The organism is Mycobacterium sp. (genome assembly GCF_035506235.1).
GTDB lineage: Bacteria > Actinomycetota > Actinomycetes > Mycobacteriales > Mycobacteriaceae > Mycobacterium.
The window spans coordinates 1-18,902 of the sequence record NZ_DATJPU010000166.1 but is presented as its reverse complement, the minus strand read 5'-3'; the positions used below and the strand labels follow the sequence as shown (position 1 = coordinate 18,902).

15 protein-coding genes and 2 pseudogenes are annotated in these 18,902 nt (G+C 65.9%); 8 read left to right on the top strand and 9 right to left on the bottom strand.

The window, feature by feature from the left end; translation table 11 throughout:
• A pseudogene (locus VMD50_RS15970) lies at window positions 1–181 on the bottom strand (hypothetical protein); the annotation flags it as partial.
• Window positions 182–210: 29 nt separating this feature from the next.
• Here VMD50_RS15970 and VMD50_RS15965 point away from each other — a divergent pair.
• Window positions 211–534, top strand: a pseudogene (locus tag VMD50_RS15965) (HNH endonuclease signature motif containing protein); the annotation flags it as partial.
• Window positions 535–712: 178 nt separating this feature from the next.
• Window positions 713–1,738 (top strand): cation diffusion facilitator family transporter, encoded by a 1,026-nt coding sequence (locus tag VMD50_RS15960; RefSeq protein ID WP_325428710.1) that lies wholly within the window; start codon window positions 713–715, stop codon window positions 1,736–1,738.
• Here VMD50_RS15960 and VMD50_RS15955 read toward each other — a convergent pair.
• Complete coding sequence (locus VMD50_RS15955) at window positions 1,735–3,027, bottom strand: NRAMP family divalent metal transporter (protein WP_325428708.1); 1,293 nt, start codon at window positions 3,025–3,027, stop codon at window positions 1,735–1,737. The two genes, VMD50_RS15960 and VMD50_RS15955, sit on opposite strands and share 4 nt — an antisense overlap.
• A 142-nt stretch (window positions 3,028–3,169) precedes the next feature.
• On the opposite strand from VMD50_RS15955, the gene VMD50_RS15950 reads away from it, so the two are divergent.
• Complete coding sequence (locus VMD50_RS15950) at window positions 3,170–4,414, top strand: saccharopine dehydrogenase family protein (RefSeq protein ID WP_325428707.1); 1,245 nt, start codon at window positions 3,170–3,172, stop codon at window positions 4,412–4,414.
• A 3-nt stretch (window positions 4,415–4,417) separates the two neighbouring features.
• Here the strand turns inward: VMD50_RS15950 and VMD50_RS15945 are convergent, their stop codons facing one another.
• Genes VMD50_RS15945 through VMD50_RS15930 form a run of 4 tightly spaced genes read right to left on the bottom strand, consistent with a single transcriptional unit; the run spans window position 4,418 to window position 11,581 of the window.
• Window positions 4,418–6,472: an FAD-dependent oxidoreductase gene (locus tag VMD50_RS15945; protein WP_325428706.1), complete on the bottom strand. Its 2,055-nt coding sequence runs from the start codon at window positions 6,470–6,472 to the stop codon at window positions 4,418–4,420.
• Window positions 6,469–9,657, bottom strand: coding sequence for an ATP-binding protein (locus tag VMD50_RS15940; protein ID WP_325428705.1), 3,189 nt, complete (start codon window positions 9,655–9,657; stop codon window positions 6,469–6,471). Before VMD50_RS15940 ends, VMD50_RS15945 begins: the two co-directional genes overlap by 4 nt.
• Complete coding sequence (locus VMD50_RS15935; RefSeq protein ID WP_325428704.1) at window positions 9,654–10,166, bottom strand: hypothetical protein; 513 nt, start codon at window positions 10,164–10,166, stop codon at window positions 9,654–9,656. The genes VMD50_RS15940 and VMD50_RS15935 overlap by 4 nt, the downstream gene beginning before the upstream one ends.
• The gene (locus VMD50_RS15930; protein WP_325428703.1) at window positions 10,163–11,581 is read right to left on the bottom strand and encodes a hypothetical protein; all 1,419 of its coding nucleotides are present in this window, start codon (window positions 11,579–11,581) and stop codon (window positions 10,163–10,165) included. The genes VMD50_RS15935 and VMD50_RS15930 overlap by 4 nt, the downstream gene beginning before the upstream one ends.
• Before the next feature lie 105 nt (window positions 11,582–11,686).
• Between VMD50_RS15930 and VMD50_RS15925 the strand changes: the two genes are divergently transcribed.
• Both VMD50_RS15925 and VMD50_RS15920 read left to right on the top strand, forming a co-directional pair.
• Window positions 11,687–12,343, top strand: a complete 657-nt coding sequence (locus VMD50_RS15925) for a hypothetical protein (RefSeq protein ID WP_325428702.1) — start codon at window positions 11,687–11,689, stop codon at window positions 12,341–12,343.
• Window positions 12,340–13,392, top strand: coding sequence for a polyprenyl synthetase family protein (locus VMD50_RS15920; RefSeq protein WP_325428701.1), 1,053 nt, complete (start codon window positions 12,340–12,342; stop codon window positions 13,390–13,392). Before VMD50_RS15925 ends, VMD50_RS15920 begins: the two co-directional genes overlap by 4 nt.
• Before the next feature lie 246 nt (window positions 13,393–13,638).
• Here VMD50_RS15920 and VMD50_RS15915 read toward each other — a convergent pair whose 3' ends face one another.
• Together VMD50_RS15915 and VMD50_RS15910 are read right to left on the bottom strand one after the other, a co-directional pair.
• Window positions 13,639–13,986: a DUF732 domain-containing protein gene (locus tag VMD50_RS15915; protein WP_414686085.1), complete on the bottom strand. Its 348-nt coding sequence runs from the start codon at window positions 13,984–13,986 to the stop codon at window positions 13,639–13,641.
• 175 nt (window positions 13,987–14,161) lie between these two features.
• On the bottom strand, window positions 14,162–14,458 hold the full coding sequence (locus tag VMD50_RS15910) for a hypothetical protein (protein WP_325428700.1): 297 nt from the start codon (window positions 14,456–14,458) through the stop codon (window positions 14,162–14,164).
• Between the two features lie 623 nt (window positions 14,459–15,081).
• Between VMD50_RS15910 and VMD50_RS15905 the strand changes: the two genes are divergently transcribed.
• Both VMD50_RS15905 and VMD50_RS15900 read left to right on the top strand, forming a co-directional pair.
• Window positions 15,082–15,300 carry an antitoxin MazE family protein gene (locus VMD50_RS15905; RefSeq protein WP_325428699.1) on the top strand — a complete coding sequence of 73 codons (219 nt, stop codon included), beginning with the start codon at window positions 15,082–15,084 and terminating at the stop codon, window positions 15,298–15,300.
• On the top strand, window positions 15,297–15,623 hold the full coding sequence (locus VMD50_RS15900; protein WP_325428698.1) for a type II toxin-antitoxin system PemK/MazF family toxin: 327 nt from the start codon (window positions 15,297–15,299) through the stop codon (window positions 15,621–15,623). The genes VMD50_RS15905 and VMD50_RS15900 overlap by 4 nt, the downstream gene beginning before the upstream one ends.
• Window positions 15,624–16,360: 737 nt before the next feature.
• Here the strand turns inward: VMD50_RS15900 and VMD50_RS15895 are convergent.
• Window positions 16,361–18,481, bottom strand: a complete 2,121-nt coding sequence (locus VMD50_RS15895) for a DUF6398 domain-containing protein (protein WP_325428697.1) — start codon at window positions 18,479–18,481, stop codon at window positions 16,361–16,363.
• A gap of 194 nt (window positions 18,482–18,675) precedes the next feature.
• Between VMD50_RS15895 and VMD50_RS15890 the strand changes: the two genes are divergently transcribed.
• On the top strand, window positions 18,676–18,902 hold a 227-nt coding region (locus VMD50_RS15890; RefSeq protein WP_325428696.1), incomplete at its 3' end, for a hypothetical protein.

Genomic DNA, 18,902 nt, shown 5'->3' with positions numbered 1-18,902 from the left:
CAACGTGGATGGTGACCACATCCCAGCCCAGCGCGTCGGCCAGCTTGCGGCAGTCTTCCTGCTGCCTGGCGACACCCAGGCCGTCACCGCCGCGCCTCGGGGCGTCGTCGGCGGCGGTGCCGGGGTCGTTACTGATGCGGGCGTAAATCGCGGCCCGCTTCGCGGTGTTCGTGCTGTTCATGCCCCCATTATAGGACGCACAACTGGCGCCTGTATTCCAAGGACCGCGGCTGCACCAAACCCGGCTGCGACGCCCCGGCCTACCACAGCCAAGTCCACCACGTCCGGGGCTGGGCAACCACCCGCCGCACCGACATCAACGACCTCACCCTGGCCTGCGGCCCCGACAACAGACTCGCCGAAAAAGGCTGGACCACCCGCACCAACGCCCAAGGCCAAACCGAATGGATACCCCCACCCCACCTCGACCACGGACAACCCCGAACCAACACCTTCCATCACCCCGAACGATTCCTCCGCGACGACGACGATGAGGACGACCCAGACGACGAAGACGACGACGAACCCGGTTGACACCGGGACAGAACCGTCGTATCTGTTTGCGCGACGGCGTCTTCGGTCGTAAGTCCAGATTCGTGGAGTGACTGCGCGTGCAGCGAGTTCGCCCCGATAAATTGCGGCTCGCGTGGGCCGCTAGAGTGACTTAATATCTGCATATGCATGCAGATATGCGGGCAGTCCTCCCGTGACTATGCAGGACGGGCGCAGGCCCTACCCCGACGACGAACACCACGGGCATGGTCATCAACATCCCAAAGGGATCGGCGGCGCGCTGGCGCATCTGTTCGCGCCGCACAGCCACGACGCCGCCGACAGCGTCGACACGGCCCTGGAATCCAGCGCCATCGGCATCCGGGCGCTCAAAGTCAGCCTGGTCGGCCTGGGCGCGACTGCGGCCGTGCAGGTCGTCATCGCCGTCGCCTCGGGATCGATCGCGCTGGCCGCCGACACCATCCACAACTTCTCGGACGCCCTGACCGCGGTCCCGCTGTGGATCGCGTTCGCGTTGGGCAGCCGCCCGGCGACCCGGCGCTACACCTACGGTTACGGGCGGGCCGAAGATATCGCCGGCCTGTTCGTCGTCGCCATGATCGCGTTGTCGGCGATCATCGCCGGCTACGAAGCCGTCGTGCGGCTGATCCATCCCGTCGCCATCGAGCACGTCGGCTGGGTCGCCGGCGCCGGTGTGATCGGCTTCCTCGGCAACGAACTCGTCGCCGCCTACCGGATCCGCATCGGCCGCCGGATCGGGTCGGCCGCACTGGTCGCCGACGGCCTGCACGCCCGCACCGACGGATTCACCTCACTGGCAGTGCTTTTCGGAGCCATCGGGGTCGCCCTCGGCCATCCGTTGGCGGACCCGATCGTCGGGCTGATCATCACGGTGGCGATCGTCGCGGTGTTAGGCCGCGCCGTGCGGGACATCTTCCGTCGCCTGATGGACGCGGTGGACCCCGAACTCATCGACCTCGCCGAAGCAGCGCTGGCCGCCCGGCCGGGCGTCCGCAGCGTGCGCAGCATCCGGATGCGCTGGATCGGGCACCGGCTGCACGCCGACGCCGAGCTCGACATCGATCCCGACACCAGCCTCGAGGACGCCCACCGCATCGCGCACGACGCCGAACACCAACTCACCCACGCCGTGCCGAGGCTCGACAGCGCGCTCGTACACGCCTACCCGGCGCACGGCGGCGAATCACCCGAAAATCCGGCTTAAGTCCAGCCGAGGGCCTGGGGCACCATGTAGAGCCCGAAGCCCATCACAACGAGACACAGGGCCCAGGCGATGTACTTGCGCAACCCGCGCATGCGCCACTCCTCGGGGAGCGCGCGGGCTTCCAGCGCCAGCAGCAGGCCCAGCACGATGGGTAGCAGCAAGGCATTCATCACCTCGACGTCGACGGCCAGGTTGACCAGGTCGACGCTGGCCAGCACCAGCGCGGCGCCGACGAGGTGGGCGAGCGCGTACGTGATGTAGAACTTGGCGGTGGCCCGGTTGGGCCGCTCATTCAGGGTGTGCTTCCACCCGAAGACCTCCGAAAGGCCCCACGCCCCGGCCAAAGACGCGACGATCGCGGCGACCAGCGCCGCGCCGAGCATGCCCAGGCCGAACAGGACGGTGCCGCCGACGCGGCCCAGGTAGGGCGTGAGCGCATTGGCGATGTCGCCGACGGTGTTCAACGCGGCCCCGCCGCCGTGGGCTCCGATCGTCGAGGCCACGGTGACCACGACCGAGATCATGATCAGCTGCGTCAGCACGGCGCCGGCGGCGGTGTCGTGCCGCTCCTGGCGGATCGTGGCTTCTGATAACTGCTTGTCGACCACCGCGCCCTGCTGATAGAAGACCATCCAGGGCATGATGACCGCGCCGACGTTGGCCGCGACCAGCAACAGATACGACGAGTTGCCCAGCGGCATCGACTTCAGGCCCTCCACAAGGGCTTTGGGCTCGGGCCGCGCCATCACCATGGCGACCAGGAAGGCCAGTTCGGCCGAGCCGATGACGAGGCCGATCCGCTCCACGCGCCGGTAACTCCCGGTCAGCGCCAACGCCAGCAACGCGGCCGTCGCGACCGGGATGCTCACCCAGCGCGAGACGCCGAACAGCTCCCCCACCCCTGCGACGCCGGCGAACTCGGTCAGCAACGCGCCGATGGCCGAGGCGAACAGCGTGAACGCCGAAATCCACGCCCAGACGCGGCCGAAGCGCTCCCTGATCAGCGCGCCGTGTCCCTTCTTGGTGACGATGCCCAGCCGCACCGTCATCTCCTGCACGACATAGAGGATCGGCATCAAGATCAACTGCGGCAGCACCATCCGATAGCCCCACTGGGCGCCGGACTGCGACGCGGTGATCAACGAGCCCGCGTCGGTGTCGGCCAGCATCACGACCAGGCCGGGGCCCCAAACCGTCAGCAGACCCCACCGCAGCCACCGGCCACGGCGGGACGCCGGCGCGGACGGCTGGTCGGACGCGCCCGCCAACGGCGTGGTTGTATCGGTCACCTTAGACCAACTCCTTCGTGCGATGGCGGCATTCGCGGCTCGACCCTAGACAATAAACTAAGCCTCGCCTAACAAGGTATTGCCGGTCCCGCGCCGCGATCAGCCGAATGGTCGCGCCCCGGCTCGCGTAGCGTTGACGACCATGCGCGAGGAGCAGCGTGACCTCGACATCGTGCTCTACGGCGCGACAGGGTCCGTCGGCAAGTTGACGGCCCGCTACCTGGTTCGCACCGGGCTCCGGGTCGGCTTGGCCGGGCGGTCGGACACCCGGCTGAACGACCTGCGGCGCGAGCTGCCCGAGGCGGTCCGCGGCTGGCCGGTCATAGCCACCGACACCGGCGATGCGGCAGCCCTCAACCGGCTCGCCGCCCGGACCCGCGTGCTGATCAACACGGTCGGGCCCTACGCGGCCCACGGACTGCCGGTCGTCGCTGCGTGTGCCGCGGCGGGAACCGACTACGTGGACCTCGCTGCGGAGGTGCCGTTCGTCCGACGCAGCATCGACACCCACCACGAGCAGTCGGTCGCGAATGACGCCCGGATCGTGCACTCCTGCGGGTTCGATTCAATCCCTTCGGATCTGACGGTGTACGCGTTGCACCGACGGGTGGCGGCGGACGGTGCGGGCGAATTGGCCGACACCACTATGGTTCTGCGGGCGGCGAACTACGCGCTCGGCTTTTCCGGGGGAACCGTCGACACGATGCTGGAGTTGATGCGCGCCGGGTCAGGCGATCCAAAGACAAGACGGCTTCTCGATGACCCGTACAGCCTCAGTCCCGATCGGGCGGCCGAGCCGGATCTCGGCCCTGAGCCGGACGTGTCGTTGCAGAGAGGCGAAGAGATCGCCCCGGAGCTGACCGGGTTGTGGACCAGCGGGTATTTGATGGCCCTGTACAACACCCGGTGCGTTCGGCGCACCAATGCGTTGCTCGGATGGTCCTATGGCCGCCGGTTCCGCTATCGGGAAACGGCGAGCATGGGTTCGTCACCCGTGGCGCCGGCGATGGCGGCGATGACGAACGCGACCATCGCCGGTGCTTCCAGGCTTGGCGGTCCTTACCTGCGGATGTTTCCGCCCGGGATGTTGAAGAGCGTCTTCTCGCGCGCGAACAGCGACGCTGCAACGCGCGGTCACTATCGGGTGGAGACCTACGCGACGACGACGAGCGGAGCGCGCTACGTTGCCTCGATGGCTCAGGACGGTGACCCCGGCTACGCCGCTACGGCGGTGTTGCTCGGCGAAAGCGCGCTCACCCTGGCGCGCGACCGGGACCGGTTGCCCGACCGGTGCGGGGTGTTGACGCCGGTCTCGGCGATGGGTGACGTGCTGCTGAACAGGCTTGCCGCCGTGGGCGCCCCGGTGCATACCACGCGGCTGGGTTGACGATCAGGGCTGATAGAACCCGCGGATGCGGTATCGGCGGCCGCGGCCGACCAAGGCGTTCGCGGCCTGCAGCCCGGAAATGACGGCGGCCTCGATGCATCCGGCGTTGACGCCGGAATCGGTCCAGTCGCCCGCCAAAACCAAATTGTCGTAACCACTTTCGTCCGGCCTCAATCGGAATTTGTCCGATCCCGGCACGGACTGGACGTAGCGATCCGAGGGATCGATGTTGACGCTGACGTGCTGGGTCTCCAGGGCCGACGCACCGCGGTGACCGTTGGCGCCGACGAGCAGGTGCCAGGCGAAGCCGTGCTCGGTGACCGCGCCGGGGAGGTAGAGCCCGACGTGGTTGTCGAGATAGGCGACCGCTTCGGTGAACACTTTCTCGCGGCAGTTCTCCACGTAGGCCTCGGCGCTCTCCGTGTTGGGCCACAACGCTTTCAGGGCTCCACAGAAATAGGCCACGGTACGCGGCCGATCGACAGGGGGCCACTGCTCGGCCCACAGCGTCTGTGGCATCGACGCCCATGTGTCGAAGGGCGCGACGTAGCCGCTGGTCGTGACACCGGGGCGGTGCCATCCCAGCGTCGTTTCGTCAGGCCGCAGCCACAGCTGAAAGGACTGGGTGGCGACGGTCCGCAGTTTCGTCACCATGTCGCGCCACTGCGGGCTGTCGGCGATAAGTGCGCCTGCAATCAGTTCGACCATCCCGAGCGACGCGGCCAACACTATGTGATCGAAGTCGACGCCCCTGCGCAACACCCGGGTCTCGACGTCGGTGCGCGCCCCGAAGTGTGACTCCAAGTCGCCGCGAGCGGGCCCTTCCAGCTGTGCGGCCAGCGGCCGGTCCGGGAAGACGGGAAGGCCGTCGATACGGATCAACGGTTGATATTCGTTCACGCCCTCGGCGAGCCGGGCCTGACGACCCATGGTTATCGCCTCGACCGCCTGACGGCGGCGGTCGAGGTGCAGCGCGTCGACGCGGTGAAAGAACTCGAACTCGACGCCGCGTCTGCGCAATGCCTGGTACAGCGGAGCGATGACGACGTCGCCCATGCCGGCCGTCATCTTCCAGAAGAATGCGCCTTTGTACTGGAACAGCGCGATTCCGGTGAGCAGCAGGGCCACCCCCGCCGCCAACGCCGGTTTGCTGGCGTCGCCGTCCTCATACCCGAAGACCATGTCGTAAAGCCCTCTCACGAAGGGGAAGTCGACCACGTCGGGATGGGCGTCGTGGCGGAGAATCCAGGCACAGAAGTCCTCGTCGTTGATGGCGCGGAAGCCGCGCGGATCGGTGACCAGGCTGTCCGAGACTATTCCCCGTGCGGTCGCCGTCACCAGCGACAGGAACAACCAGAAGCGCCGGTGATCGGGCCGATGCTCGTAGTCGAGCGCCTCCCGAATCGCGTCCAGCACGTGATTCAGTCCGACAGATGGTATCGATTCGGAGACAACGGGTTTGGCCAACGTCGCCAGCATCGCCAGGGCTCCCCACCGCACCACTTGGAGCCACTCCGCCGTCGAGCCGGAGGGATTGGGCAGATGGTGGGCATCGTCGTCGGCGATGGGCAGTGAGTCGGCGAAGTTGAGCACCAACTGAAGCGCGCGCCGAAGGAAGTCGATCGCGGTGAACTCCCGTCCCGTTGCGTTCGGCTCGCCGGGCAGCTCATTGTTACGGCCGAGCGCGCCGGGCCACACCAACCACTCCTCGTCGAAGCGGTCGGCGATGCCGAGGTGGTCCGACGGAATGAACGCCTGATCCCACGTGTGAATCGGTGCCTCGGGATCGGTGGTCGCACGGTCGAGTTCGGCATAGCACTCCCGAAGGAGGGCGAAAGCGTTGTCGTAGGAACCCAGCCACACATGCAGGCCGTGCTCTTCGATGCGCCCGTGCGGCCCGCGGCTCGACGCACCCTTACCCCCGAGGCGCCAGCCGCGCTGATAGACGGTGATGGAGTCGAAGCGGTCCCGCCAGCCCGCCTCGCTCAGCCGCCACGCCGCGCTCAGCCCGGCCATGCCGCCACCGAGGATGGCGACTCGGCCGCGAGTCCTCGTCACCCCAGCAGCGCCCGCGCGCGGGCCAGGTCCGGCCACGTCTGGTCGCAGGGCATCCGACCGACAGCCTCGAGCAGCGTCGCCCGCGCTGGCTCGCCGATGAGCTCGAAGTCGTCGGCGGCCGAACGTAGTTCGAAGATGTGCGCGCCCTGTTTCTGCGCCAACTGAATCGCGTCACGGAAGTGTTGATGTCGTTGGTCAACATCGTCGAGCGTGTGCGCCCGCAAGCGCAACAGCTCGGCGTCGTAGAACTGGATCAGCGTCTCCTGACCCATCTTCAATGCGACGTCCAAACATTCACGCGCCGCCTGTTTATCGCCCACGGCGGTCAGCACGCGGGCCAGCACGCCGTCGTAGAACGCGAGGAACGTTTTGACCTCGAATGCGCGCCAGGTCCGCACCACGCTGGTCATGGCCTCGACGTGTGGCGCCAATGCAGCGGGCTCGGTTCCGCCGGCGGCAAGTGCCAGCAGCGCCTTGCCGACGCTCGCCTCGCTCCAGCCGACCATCAACCATTCATCGAAGTCGTGTTGCTTTGCCAGCGAGATGAGTTCGGCGGCGACTTCAACACACCGCTCAGGCTCGCCCGCCTCGGCGCGAATCAACGCATCGATCGACCGCCCGTAACACAGACTGAACGCGCCCTGTGGGAAGCCGACGGCGTGGCTCCTGGCTTCCATCTGCTGCAGGGCGGTCTCCGCTCCCGGCAAATCGCCCTGGATGAATCGGATGAACGCGAGGAACGACAGCATCCCCCCCACGGGATCGTTCGGCCCGTAGTAGGTGCGGATCCCGTTCGTGGGTGCGTCGCCAGCGACGGCGGTGGCTCGCTCCAACGTGTCCCGTGCGGTGTAGAAGTCGCCTTGAAAGCCGGCCAAGATTCCCATGATGGCGTCGGTGCCCAAGTTGACCCCTGGCACGTCGATGAATTTCGCGTGCAGCACCTCGGCCAGCCGGATGCCCCGGCGCAGGTCGCCGCGGGCGGTGTAGTAGATCCACAGCGCATTCAGGGTGGCGTACAACTCCGGGATCGAATCCGAGCCGACGAGCTCCAGGCAGCGCTCGAACTCCGCGGACGCGTCCGTGCTCGCGTGACCCTGCGCCACCGACGCGAGGAGGCCGGCCTCCAGCCGTATCGCGATCTCACGCTTGTCGCGCGCCCGATCCGCCGGGCTCCGCCCGATATTGGCCAACGCCCGGTCCAGACAGGTCCGCGCCTCGTTGAGGGCACCGCGGCGCTGAGCATCCGCCGAAGCCTTCTGGTGGGCACGTGCCGCCTCGTCGAATCGCTCGGCCGATTCGAAATGACGTGCAACCAAGGGCCATTCGGGATTCGCGTCGGCCGAAGCTGCGACGAGCGCGTCGGCGATCCGGCTGTGCAGCCGGCGGCGAACTGTCGGCGGTGAGACCTCGGCCGCGACCTCTCGGAGAAGCTCGTGGTGGAAACGCCAGTTGCCCGAGCCGATCGGTTCGAGCACTCGCCCGCGCCTCAGTTCCTCGAGCAGGCCTTCGATCTCAGGCTCGTCCACATCGACCACGGAGGAGAGCAGGGCACGATCGAAGCGGCTGCCGATGAGCGCGGCAGCTTCAACGACGGGAAGGGTGTTCTTCCCGGATCGCAGTCGCGCGAAGAGGGTTTCGTAGAGCGTGTCGGGTACCTGCGGGGATTGGCCGGCATCCGATGGCTGCTCCTTGAGCTTGGCCACCACCTCTTCGATGTACAGCGGGATGCCGTCGCAACGCTTCTGCACTTCGCTGCGCGCCTCGCTGTCGAGATCCGGATGCAGTGCGTTGACGAGCTTGTCCGTGTCCGCATCGCTGAGTGCTTTCACCTCGAACACCGCGGTGGTGTCTGGCAATGGCGGAAGCTTGCGCCCGGTCATCACCACCATCAGCCGGCCGCTGCCATGGCGGAGCAGGGTCTGGACCACATCAATGGTGTCCTCGTCGAACCAGTGCACGTCGTCCAGGAGGACGAGTGCCGGTCCCGGACTCAGGCACGCGATCAGGTAATCGTGGATCGCCCCGGCGATTCGGCCGTACAACTTGGGACCCTGGGCCCGCACGGATTGGTAGCCGCTCTCGGGGTCGATGCCCAGTACGGGGGCCAGCAGCGGGACGACCACTTCCGGGTCGAGCCCGCGCTGCGTCACCTCCGCTTGCAGCTTGCAGAGCCGCTCGGGGGGATCGGAGTCCCGTTGGATGCCGCATCGGCGTTCCAGCAACCGCCGGAGGGGCCGCAATCCCACGTCCGCGTGAAACGGCGACCCGAACATGCCGAGCACCACGGCACCATCCCGCTGAGCCATTTCGACGGCCGCGTAGGCCAGACGCGTCTTGCCGATGCCGCCCTCGCCGACGAACGCGACGCCCGGCGAAGACAGCGTGCCCTCCTTGGCCTGGGCCCAACTTCGGGTCAGATGCGCCAATTCGCGCTCACGGCCGACGAGAGGTCCGCCTGCGCCGGTCCTGACGTCGCATTCGCCGACGGCGCGATAGGTGAGGATCGGATCCTCCACGCCCTTCACGGCCTGCGGCGGGTTCGCGACGAATTCGAACGAGTCGTGCACCACCCGCTCGACGGGCTGAGAAACGGCGACCGTTCCCGGCCCGGCGATGCTGCACACGCGCGCGGCGACGTTGGCTCCGAGCCCGTAGATGTCGTCCTGGACGGTGTCGAGGTACACCAGTCCCCGGTGAATGCCGACGCGGACGCTGATGGCGAATCCGAAGCGCGCATGCACGCGCTCGCTGAGCGCGCTGATAGCCCTGACGATGTCTAGGCCGGCGTGAACGGCTCTGTGCGCGTCGTTTTCGTGAGCCATGGGATGACCGAACACTGCCATCAATCCGTCACCCTTGGTAGACGCAATGTGGCCCTCGTAGTGGTTCACGATGCGGTTCACCTCGTGGCGGTACCGGCCGACAACGGTACGGTAAACCTCGAGCTCGATTCGGGTCGACAGCGCCGTAGAGTCGACGAGGTCGGCGAAAAGTATTGTCAGACGACGGATCTCACCGCTCGCTCCGGGTGCGGCCAGTAGCTCCTCGGCGTCTGGGTTGCCGACGTCGACGGCGAGCACCTTCCCGGCGAGCGCGTCGGCCGTCTTCCGGTCACCCCGATTGATCGCGCGAACGGCACGGTCAAGCCAGTCGTCGATCAACGGGTGGGCTTTCTTGGCGCTCACAATCCGACGGTGACCGGGATCTCGTCTGGCGCCAAGGCCTGAGTGCTCACCAGGACTGTCCCCATGTAGTTCGCCCCGATGTAATTGTCGTCCTTGAGCACGATCTGAAACTGCGTGAAACCCGCGGGCAGGAAGGGAGGATCAAACCCGATCGCCGACACGGGAATCGTGATGTTCGGCAACCCGACTCGCACAAACGGCCCCTTGGCCTTGAGCTGCCGCGGGTAGCTGGTCGCGGGAACTGTGATCGGTTCCGACGGCAGCGGCTTGGCGGAACCCGACGACCCGCCCGACAGGAACGGAGTCTGGATGGCGAACTGGACCAAGGCCGCCCAGCCCTTCACCGAGAGGTCGCAGAGCCTGTGCACCAGAGCAATCCGGCCGTCGATACCCAATCCCTCAGCGGAATCGCTCTTTTCGCCCGCCTCCACCCAGAGCTGGGTCACCTGGTTGAGAAACTGCTGGGCACCCGCGGCTTGCGCCTGCGGCGAGGTCGGAGGAGTGGTCACTTGCCACCTCCTTTGGGTTGGCTGATGGCTTGGATGAACTTCCAGGGATCACTCGCGATCCGTGCGCCGACCTCGGCGCTGAACTCAGCCAAATCCGCGGCGGTCAACTGGCCCGACATCCACTTGTCGGCCAGGTCGTACTGCTTGGCGGCCAAGTCTTGAACGCACTGGGCAACCATCGAGATGGCCGTGGACGCGACCGAGTTGTCCGGCGGCTGTTGTCCCGCCTGACCGCCCTGTTGTTGGCCGCCGTCGCCCGGCTGCTCGTTCGCGGGGTCGTCCCATGGGACGGCGTTCGGATCGGGATTTTGGGCCGAGCCAAAGAGCATCTCCTCGACGGTGAAGGCGTAGCCCATCATGCAGACGAAGCGCTTCTGCGTGTAGGGCCGCAACCCGTTGATGTGGCAGACCTTCCGGACCCGCACGAGCACCGGCGGCTGGCTCGGGTCCCCGTATTGCTCGGTCCGCATGTCGATGAAGCCGTTGTCGACGTCGATCTTGCCGTCGCCCTCCCCGGGCGTGGGGTCGTTGAGGTCGTAGTCCAGCAGGGCCTGGTAAGTGTCCGGACCGTTGATGGTGGTCTTGTAGAACTTCAGCATGGTGACCAGTCGCGGACTGATCCACGTCGGATAACCGCAGAACCCCACGGTTTCCAGCACCCTGCGCCAGTGGTCGGGTCGCAGGCCTTTGTACACCATGCTGCAGAAAAAGCTCGGGTCGTCCTCGTGCCAGTTGCGTGGGTCCACAACGGCTTTCAGGGCGTCAAGCGAGACCTGGTCGGACTTCAACTCCGCGTCGACGACCACCGCCTCGATGCCTTTGTAGTTGATCACCGCGGCGTTGCACAGTGGTACCGACGCAGCATCCGCCGTCAGGACCCCAAGCCCTACCAGTTGCTGAGCGATTCCGTACCAGTCCTGCCAGCCGTTGAACCCGCTGACGAAGAGTTCCTCGACGGCGTCTAACTGGTCCAAGGAAAAGAGCTCAGCACGCCGTTCGTATTCGTGACCGCCGGTCAGCGCGAATACGTCGCCGAGAAGCGGCCGCGCGTCCGGTCCGAACGGATCGGAGAACGGCATCGTGACGTCGGGCACTGCGTTGATCAGATGGACGACGGCGGCGAGCCCGTAGATGAAGCGGGATGACTGCGGTGCGGTGGGGCGCAGCTGATCCTCCAGCCAGTCCGACTGAATCTCGTTCAGGGCTGCGAGAGGATCCGCACCGGTATTCGGCTCGCTTTGGCCGTCGATCCCGCGGGGAAAGAAGAATGCTTGTATCTCGCGGTACCAGTCTGCGTTAGCTGACGTGCGGGGCAGGAACGCATCGGCGACTTCCATGACCCGTGGGTCCTGGGTGGAGACGACCGCCGTGTCCAGACAACCTTGAACTTCGAGTATTGCCCGGAGCGTCGACATTGCGCCTCCTCATGTCTGATGCGCAGCTACTATACCTTGGTGCAGACGAAACCGCGTGTGCAAGCCGGGAGGTAATGGGGTCCTTTGGACGGGCGTGGCGACGGCGTGAACAGCGAACTTCCGTGGTCCTCGGTGTTCAATTCGGCGGCCAACATGCGCGCCTTGAGCGCCATTCAGGCCGACGGTTTCCGGGCTGCGAGCGAACTCGTCGACCGATTCGTGCGCATGGCGGCCGCCGGGCTCAACGGAAGCGAACCACCCGCACCCCCGGCCGACGGCGACCCGGCCGATGTGTACGGGGCTACCGGTTTGGAGCCGTTCGTCAGCTCCTGGTGGGCCATGGTCGACCAATTGCTGCGCGTCTCGTCACCGCGTCGCACGACGGACGCGGCAGAGGCGGATACTGCGATGCTCAACTTCGCGGCGGAGCAGGCGACGGGCCGGCTGCAGCTTTGCACCGTAGCACCGGGCGCGGCGACGGCCGAGGTCTGGTTGCACAACCGGGGAGCCGTCGACATGGGGAAAGTCGCGTTGCGCTGCAGCGATCTGCTGTCCCACGACGGCGCGGTCGTCGCGGCGCGACTGATGCGCTTCGAGCCCGACATCGTGCCGATGCCGGCGCGCAGCAGCAGGGGCGTGACGGTCGAAGTCGACGTCGACGACCACGTCGCACCTGGCAGCTACCGGGGCATGCTGCTGGCCGACGGGCACCCCGACGTCTGGTTACCGATCGAACTCGTCGTCAAACCGCTGCTGCCGTGAGCAGCATCGCCGACCGGGCGGACCTCATCTCCGAGGTCGAGGACCATCTGCGCGGCGTGGCCAGGGCGGTACGCCGTGCGATGCTCGACGCGATGCCCGACGGCGAGCCCGTTCAGTGGCTGTACGGGCCGATGCGGGAGTACCCCTCGCGGCCCGGTAAGGCATTGCGGCCGGCGCTGTGCCTGTCGGCGAGCCGGGTGTTCGGGGCGGAGCCGGACGCGGTCATGGGCATCGCCGTGGCGATCGAGCTGTTGCACAACGCGTTTCTCGTCCACGACGATATCGCCGACGGTAGCGAGATGCGCCGTGGACGCCCGACGCTCGCGGCGACGCACGGTGTGGCCGCCGCGCTCAATGCCGGCGACGGACTGGCCATCGTGGCGGGACAGGTGCTGCGAAAGGCGACAAGGCAACTCCCCGGCGATCTCGCCGACCTGGTTTGGCAAGAGTTCGACACGATGGCCTTGCGCACGCTGGAGGGTCAGGCCATCGAAGCCGGTTGGCAGCTCGACAACGTCGAGGACCTGAAGCCCCAGGACTACCTCGAGCTGATCATGCACAAGACGTGCTGGTACACCACGATTCACCCGCTACGCGTCGGGGCGCTCGTTGGCTCCGGGGGCAAGGCCGACTTGGCCCCGTTGGTGCGCTTTGGATTTCACTTTGGTGCGGCTTTTCAGATCCGCGACGACCTTCTCAACCTCGTCGGCGACGAACGTGCATACGGCAAGGAGATCCTCGGTGACCTCTATGAGGGGAAGCGCACGCTGCCCCTTGTCCATCTGCTGGCCAACGCAACCGGCGCGGACCGCACCCTCGTCCGCGAGTATTTGCGCCGCAACCGGTCTGATCGCTCGCCCGAATTGGTGGGCTCCGTCCGCGCGCTGATGGACAGTTACGGCAGCATCGACTTCACGACCGAATACGCGGAGGGCATCCTGCTTGTCGCCGAGGAATATTTCGAGCAGGCCTTCGCCGACGCGAATCCCGGCCCGGACCTCGATTTCCTGAGGGCCCTGGTGCCCTACGTGTGGGCCCGTTGGCGTTGACCACCGACCCGGGACAGCGGCGCCAGACGCTTGAGCAAAGGTGAGACCGTCCGCCACGGCAGTACAGCGCTTACGCCGCGCTCGCAGGACGGTTCCATTCCGCCCGAGGGCGACTTCGAATTCCAATTCCGACGTCCCCCGCCCGATATCCGGCAGCTTGTCCGGATACATAGGGCCATCCGCCGGGCGTTCAGCGGGTTCGGCGTATGAAAGCCCCAGGATCGCCGAGTGGTATTGGAGGACCGCTCAGCAGCTGGTGGACCAGCACCGGAAGTTGGGGCAATAGGTCGAATGCGCGAGGGTCACCATGGAATGGACGTCTCCGAACGCAATGTTTCGCGGGTCCAAGGTGGCGTGGATGTTCTGGGCGATCTGGTCATACGTCCAACCCCACATGATGTCGTCGCAGATGAGGCGCCCCGTCGCGGTGAGGGCGTCGTCGTGGTCCGGCGGCCAATTGAAGCCGGCGGCGCGCAGCTGGGCGAGGTAGGCATCATCGGCGGGATCGGCCGTCGCAGTCGCGGCGCTCGAAACCAAGGCAGCGCAGGCCATGACGGGGACGGTCAGCGTGGCCAGCCAACGGGGTGAGGGCATTTGATGCGCTTCCTTTCTTCTTGACGTTGCCGTCGTCGGTCCAAAGCGGCATCAAGAAGAATAGAGAATGCTGGGCAAAAAGCAGCTTATGGAAAGCTGAATAGTAAGAATTTTGGCCTTGTCACGTATGCCCGGGGCCGCAAAGCCTCTGCAATTCCCCCTCAGACCATTAGGATTAGGCGGCGCGCGGCCCGTGCCACGACGGGTCCACCGAAGCCATTTTCAGGTCGCCTTCACCGAGCAACGCCGGGCGGAGATGGGTCACCGGGGCCATCTCCATGTCGCTCCGCTTGAAGCGGCGCTCGACCTCGCGGTAGACCCACGAGACAGCGGCGACAATTACGAAGACGGCGGCCAATACCGCCAGAGCTTCACCGAACGCGATCACCATGATGATGCCGGCGAAGATCCAGAACGCGACGCCCTCCCGGTCGTGGGTGCCATGGTTGCCGCTGATGGTGATGTGCCGCATGTCTGCCTCCGTGTGGAGTAAGGCTCGCTCCTTGGTCGAGATGCTTGTTGGAACGCCGACGCGACATGAGAACTGCCCGATTGGGGGCGATGGTGACCGAGTTCACTTGGCTGACCAGCTAACGAAAGGCCCCTGACCTTGGTGGCAGGTACAGGATTCGAACCTGTGTAGGCGTAAGCCGACGGATTTACAGTCCGCGTGGAGGTGTCTCGGTGGGTTGCCGGCTGTCTCAGCGACAGACTCTGACCTGGGTCGATCGTCCCCGGTGGTCCCAGTCTGTTCTCCCATGTCTCACTCGACTCGTGACAACGTACTGACAAGTCGCGATAGCGACGGGCACCCGGAATCACGCGACGAAACGGTTTGCCGGTTTGGCGTCGGCGGGCCGCTAGACCGCCGCAGGCGGTTCCACGCGCTGAAACGCCGCGAAAATGTCGATGCCTATGTACCGGTCCTGTATCGCGTCCATCGCCCGTCACGGTTGTCGTCTAGATTGCCGTCAACCATCGCCGGCAGAACTCGCCAGCAATCGGTCCTCGACAAGGACTCCCTCGTATGGCCAACCACCGACGATTAATTTGGCCCTGTTGCATGCAACAATCGTTTCATGCAACATGGGGAGCGTGAGCACATCGACGCGGAGAGCCCGCCAATACCGCGAGCGGATGCGCCTGCGCGGGTACCGCCCCGTCCAGGTGTGGGTGCCGGATGTCCGCTCAGCTGCGTTCGCCGCCGAAGCGCACCGTGAGGCGCTGGCGCTCGCCGAGGCCGACCGACACAGCGACGACATGGAGTTCGTCGAATCGATCTCCGCTCTCGGTTCCCTGGACGACGAGGCGTGAACCGTGGCGAGCTGTGGACCGTCTCCGGCGGTGTCTACGCAGCCAAGCCGCGCCCGGCGATCATCGTCCAAGACGACCTGTTCTCGGAGACAGATTCGGTCGTCGTCATCCCGCTGACCACGACGGTCACCGACACGCCGATATCCAGGGTCGCCGTGCCGAACGACAAGACGACGAAGATCGCCGAGCCCAGCTTCGCGATGATCGACAAGATCACGACCGTCCGCCGATCGAATCTTGGCGCGCGTATCGGTCGGGCGCCGTCCGCACTTATGGCGGACATCGAACGGTCTTTGATGGTGTTCCTCGGACTGGCTCGTTAATTGGCGCACTTCCCCCAAGGAAAGCCATCGCCCCGATTGTTAGCTGAGTCGAACCGGTGTTCGCCTACAGCGCCGCACAGTTAGCCGCGAGTTGTGACAATCCATGGGAATTTCACTGTCGACGCAGAAAGCCGCTGCTCGACCAAGAAATACCCGTCACCTGGTGGTGGCAGGTACAGGATTCGAACCTGTGAAGCTTTCGCGACGGATTTACAGTCCGCGTTGTGGCGTCCCGATGTGTCGCCTGTTGTCGCAGCGATGGGCTCTGACGTGGGATGGCCGTCCATAATTGTCGCACTCGGCGTGTGACAATGTCGTGACAATTTCAGTTGTCGAGAGCACTCGAAATCACCCGACAAAACCGTTTGCCGCGGGTAATGCGGTCTACAGCCTCGTGGCTTGCGATCTCCGGGTTATGAGGTAACCGGTCCGAGTCTCGCGTCACCTTGCGGGTCTCAAACGCACAGGTCGCGAGCAGTCGCCCGTTCAAATCACCGCGCCGCGTTCTACGCGATCTCTGCCGTCGCGCCGCGTTTCGTTCACGAATCCATTGACACACAGGAACGGCGGCACAAGTTGGCAATCGCGCGGATGGTTAGCTACGGCGGCTGCTCGGCTGTCGCACACCCATCGGCAGAGGCTGGACCTGGAAGGCAACCGGCCAGCTCCCGACCTCAGTGTGAGCAAAGGCCTTTGCATCATCGGGAACCCGCTCGAATTGCACAAAGCCCGGGGCTTCAGCTCGTTGCTTCTGCGAGCCGCCGGTAGCGGTTGCGCATCTCGATGATCCGTCGGCGGCGGGCCGCCACCAGGTAGTCGGGCGAGCCCAGTCGCACGTTGTAGGTGTCGTCGTGGAATCCGCCTGCGCGGAGCATGGTGGCGGCACGCTGGGAAACGCTGCCTTGCCCCAGCCCGAAATGGCTCACGAGATCTCTAACCTGCATACCGCCAGTCCGCTGCATGAACAGGTCGTTGGCCTTGCCAACTGTCCAGACCAGCGCTGCGGCAGCGGTTTTCGCGCGCCCCTTGCGGAGGAAGACCTCGGGTCCCCTGGATGCGACGCGGGCGAGCACCCGTCGGCATGCGGTGCGGTACTCGACGTCGAGTATCTCCTCACAGCAGCGGTCGGTGAGCGCGAGGACCTCGTGGACACGTGCTGTCACGTCGTCGGGGATGCCGTCCCACCGGAACGGTTCATCCGGCAGTGGGGTGTCATCGAGCCGGTCCAACCGGATTCGGTCTCCGACGTCCAGCGCGAGCCAGTCGAGCATCGACTGTTCAAAGTTCTCCGGCTCCTCGGGGCCGACTGGCATGTCCGCCATGTCCTCGGTGTCGACGCCGAGCGCGGCCAGCAGCGCGCCCGGCCCCTGCGGTCGTGGTGAGCGGATCGTCTGCTGGTACCGCGGCTCCCAGTCGTCGATCGTGGCTAGCGCCTCGTCGGTCAGGTCGGACCGTAGTTCGGCCTCCGGGTGAGCGAAGCGGATGAACGCCCGCAGCAGATCCGGGGCCTTGGCCAGGTACTCCGCAGGCGCGACGATCTTGCGGGGAATCCAGTCGTCGAGCAGGATCTCCACCTTGACCGGGCTCCATCGGAGTGGGTCGCCGGGGCCGTAGTCGGTGCTGTACCAGAGGAGGGACTCCAGCAGCCCACGGTGATCGGGATCGTCGAGCCGGGCTCCGGACGGCGAGGCGAAGAATCGATCCGTGAGCCGCGTGAGTTTCGCTGAATCCCATTGTGGCCGTTGGTATCCGGTTCCACCTTCGGGTAGTCCTCGGGTGATCCATTCGACCAATGCGCGACACGCAGGCCAGGTCTCGGTCTCCAGCGGCGGGAAGGTGATCGCGGCCAGTTCGATCGCCGCATCGACCCAGGCGCGCGCATCGGCGAGGCTCATATCGTGCCACCGCGTGTCGGGATCCTTGGTCACGCGCTTGAATTTGGCCATCATGCTTGCGATCGCCTCGGGTACGACGAAGGCGTCCTTGACCAGCGTGCCAAGGTTGTGGTCGATGTAGACCAAACAGGTGAGTTCGTGCCCGCCCGGCAGCCGCGTCCCGAGCATGACGTTGTCGCCGTCGCCGAGGACGTGGCTCATCCGCACCGCCCGATAGGTCGACATCTGGCAAAGCTGTGCAAGCCAGGCCGGTTCGACGTTGGGGCGCACGGCGAGCTCGCGTCGGATGCGGGCACGCAGCACGTCGTCATCACCCGCCATCTCGGCGATCACCGCGAGCAACGCCGACGTCTCCGGAGCGGGGACGTCGAGGAACGTCCGGACAAGTTCCTCGCGGGTCAGCGCGGCCAGGTCCGGGGCGTCGGGCCGGGCGAATGGATGGTTGCGGCGCGGGTCGGTGACGCACAGCAGCGTGCTCACGAGGCTCAACAGGCTCAACGGGTGCCGATCGGCGAGGGCGCGTCGGACATCGGCGAGCAGATCCGGCTCGGCCGACGTGTGCTGCCGAGCCCGGGCAGTGCGCCGGGCCGGGCGGCGGCCCTTCTGTGTACCGCGATGCCGGTTCGTCTTGGACATGGGCGCGACCTTACTGTGCGTCCTATGCGCTTGCGGCGTACCGTGCGAGCTTGTGCGCCCCAACAGTTTACGGAACACCTGGTTGGTGCGCCCAGGGTCGCGCGCGGCCATCCGCTCGAACAGCAGCGGCGAGACGGTGGGATCGTCGAGGTAGTCGCGGACTCGTCGGCTGTACTCCGGGCGACAAAGCAGGCTCGGGTCGGCGAACGCCTCCTCGATCAGCCCGAACTCGGCGTACAGGCCCATGCCATCCACCTCGTCGTGGGTGATCGCGACCGCGTCGGAGGCCAGCAGTTCGGCCGGATAATCAGGGGCGTGGAACGGCAAGTTCTTCGGTTGCTTACCGGACGCGGCCAGCTCGGCCGCTGCCTGGTTGCGGCAGAAGGCATGGGCCCGCCGTCCCGGCGTCGAAGTAGCGGCTGAGAGTGGATGGTGTGACTCTCGACGAGTCGAGGATCTGAAAGCCCTATGGCGGGGATTTGGCAAGTGAAGCCGGAGCGCTAGTGGGCTATAGTCAGCACATGCGACTGCACATTACTGTCGATGACGAGCTCGTTGCCGAGCTCGATCGGCGGGCTGGAAGCAGGCGACGCAGCGCATTCATTGCGGAGTTGATTCGCCGCGGGCTCGATGACGAGCGGCGATGGGACGATATCGAGGCAGCGCTCGGGGCGATCCCCGACGAGGGCCACGAATGGGATGACGATCCCGGTGAATGGGTCCGCCGCCAACGCTCCGACCGGCGTCG

What these genes read in the sequence shown, in the direction of transcription:
- VMD50_RS15960 (WP_325428710.1), top strand. Translation starts at nt 713, where the DNA reads ATGCAGGACGGGCGCAGGCCCTACCCCGACGACGAACACCACGGGCAT.
- VMD50_RS15950 (WP_325428707.1), top strand. Translation starts at nt 3,170, where the DNA reads ATGCGCGAGGAGCAGCGTGACCTCGACATCGTGCTCTACGGCGCGACA.
- VMD50_RS15930 (WP_325428703.1), bottom strand. Translation starts at nt 11,581, where the DNA reads ATGTCGACGCTCCGGGCAATACTCGAAGTTCAAGGTTGTCTGGACACG.
- VMD50_RS15915 (WP_414686085.1), bottom strand. Translation starts at nt 13,986, where the DNA reads ATGCCCTCACCCCGTTGGCTGGCCACGCTGACCGTCCCCGTCATGGCC.
- VMD50_RS15910 (WP_325428700.1), bottom strand. Translation starts at nt 14,458, where the DNA reads ATGCGGCACATCACCATCAGCGGCAACCATGGCACCCACGACCGGGAG.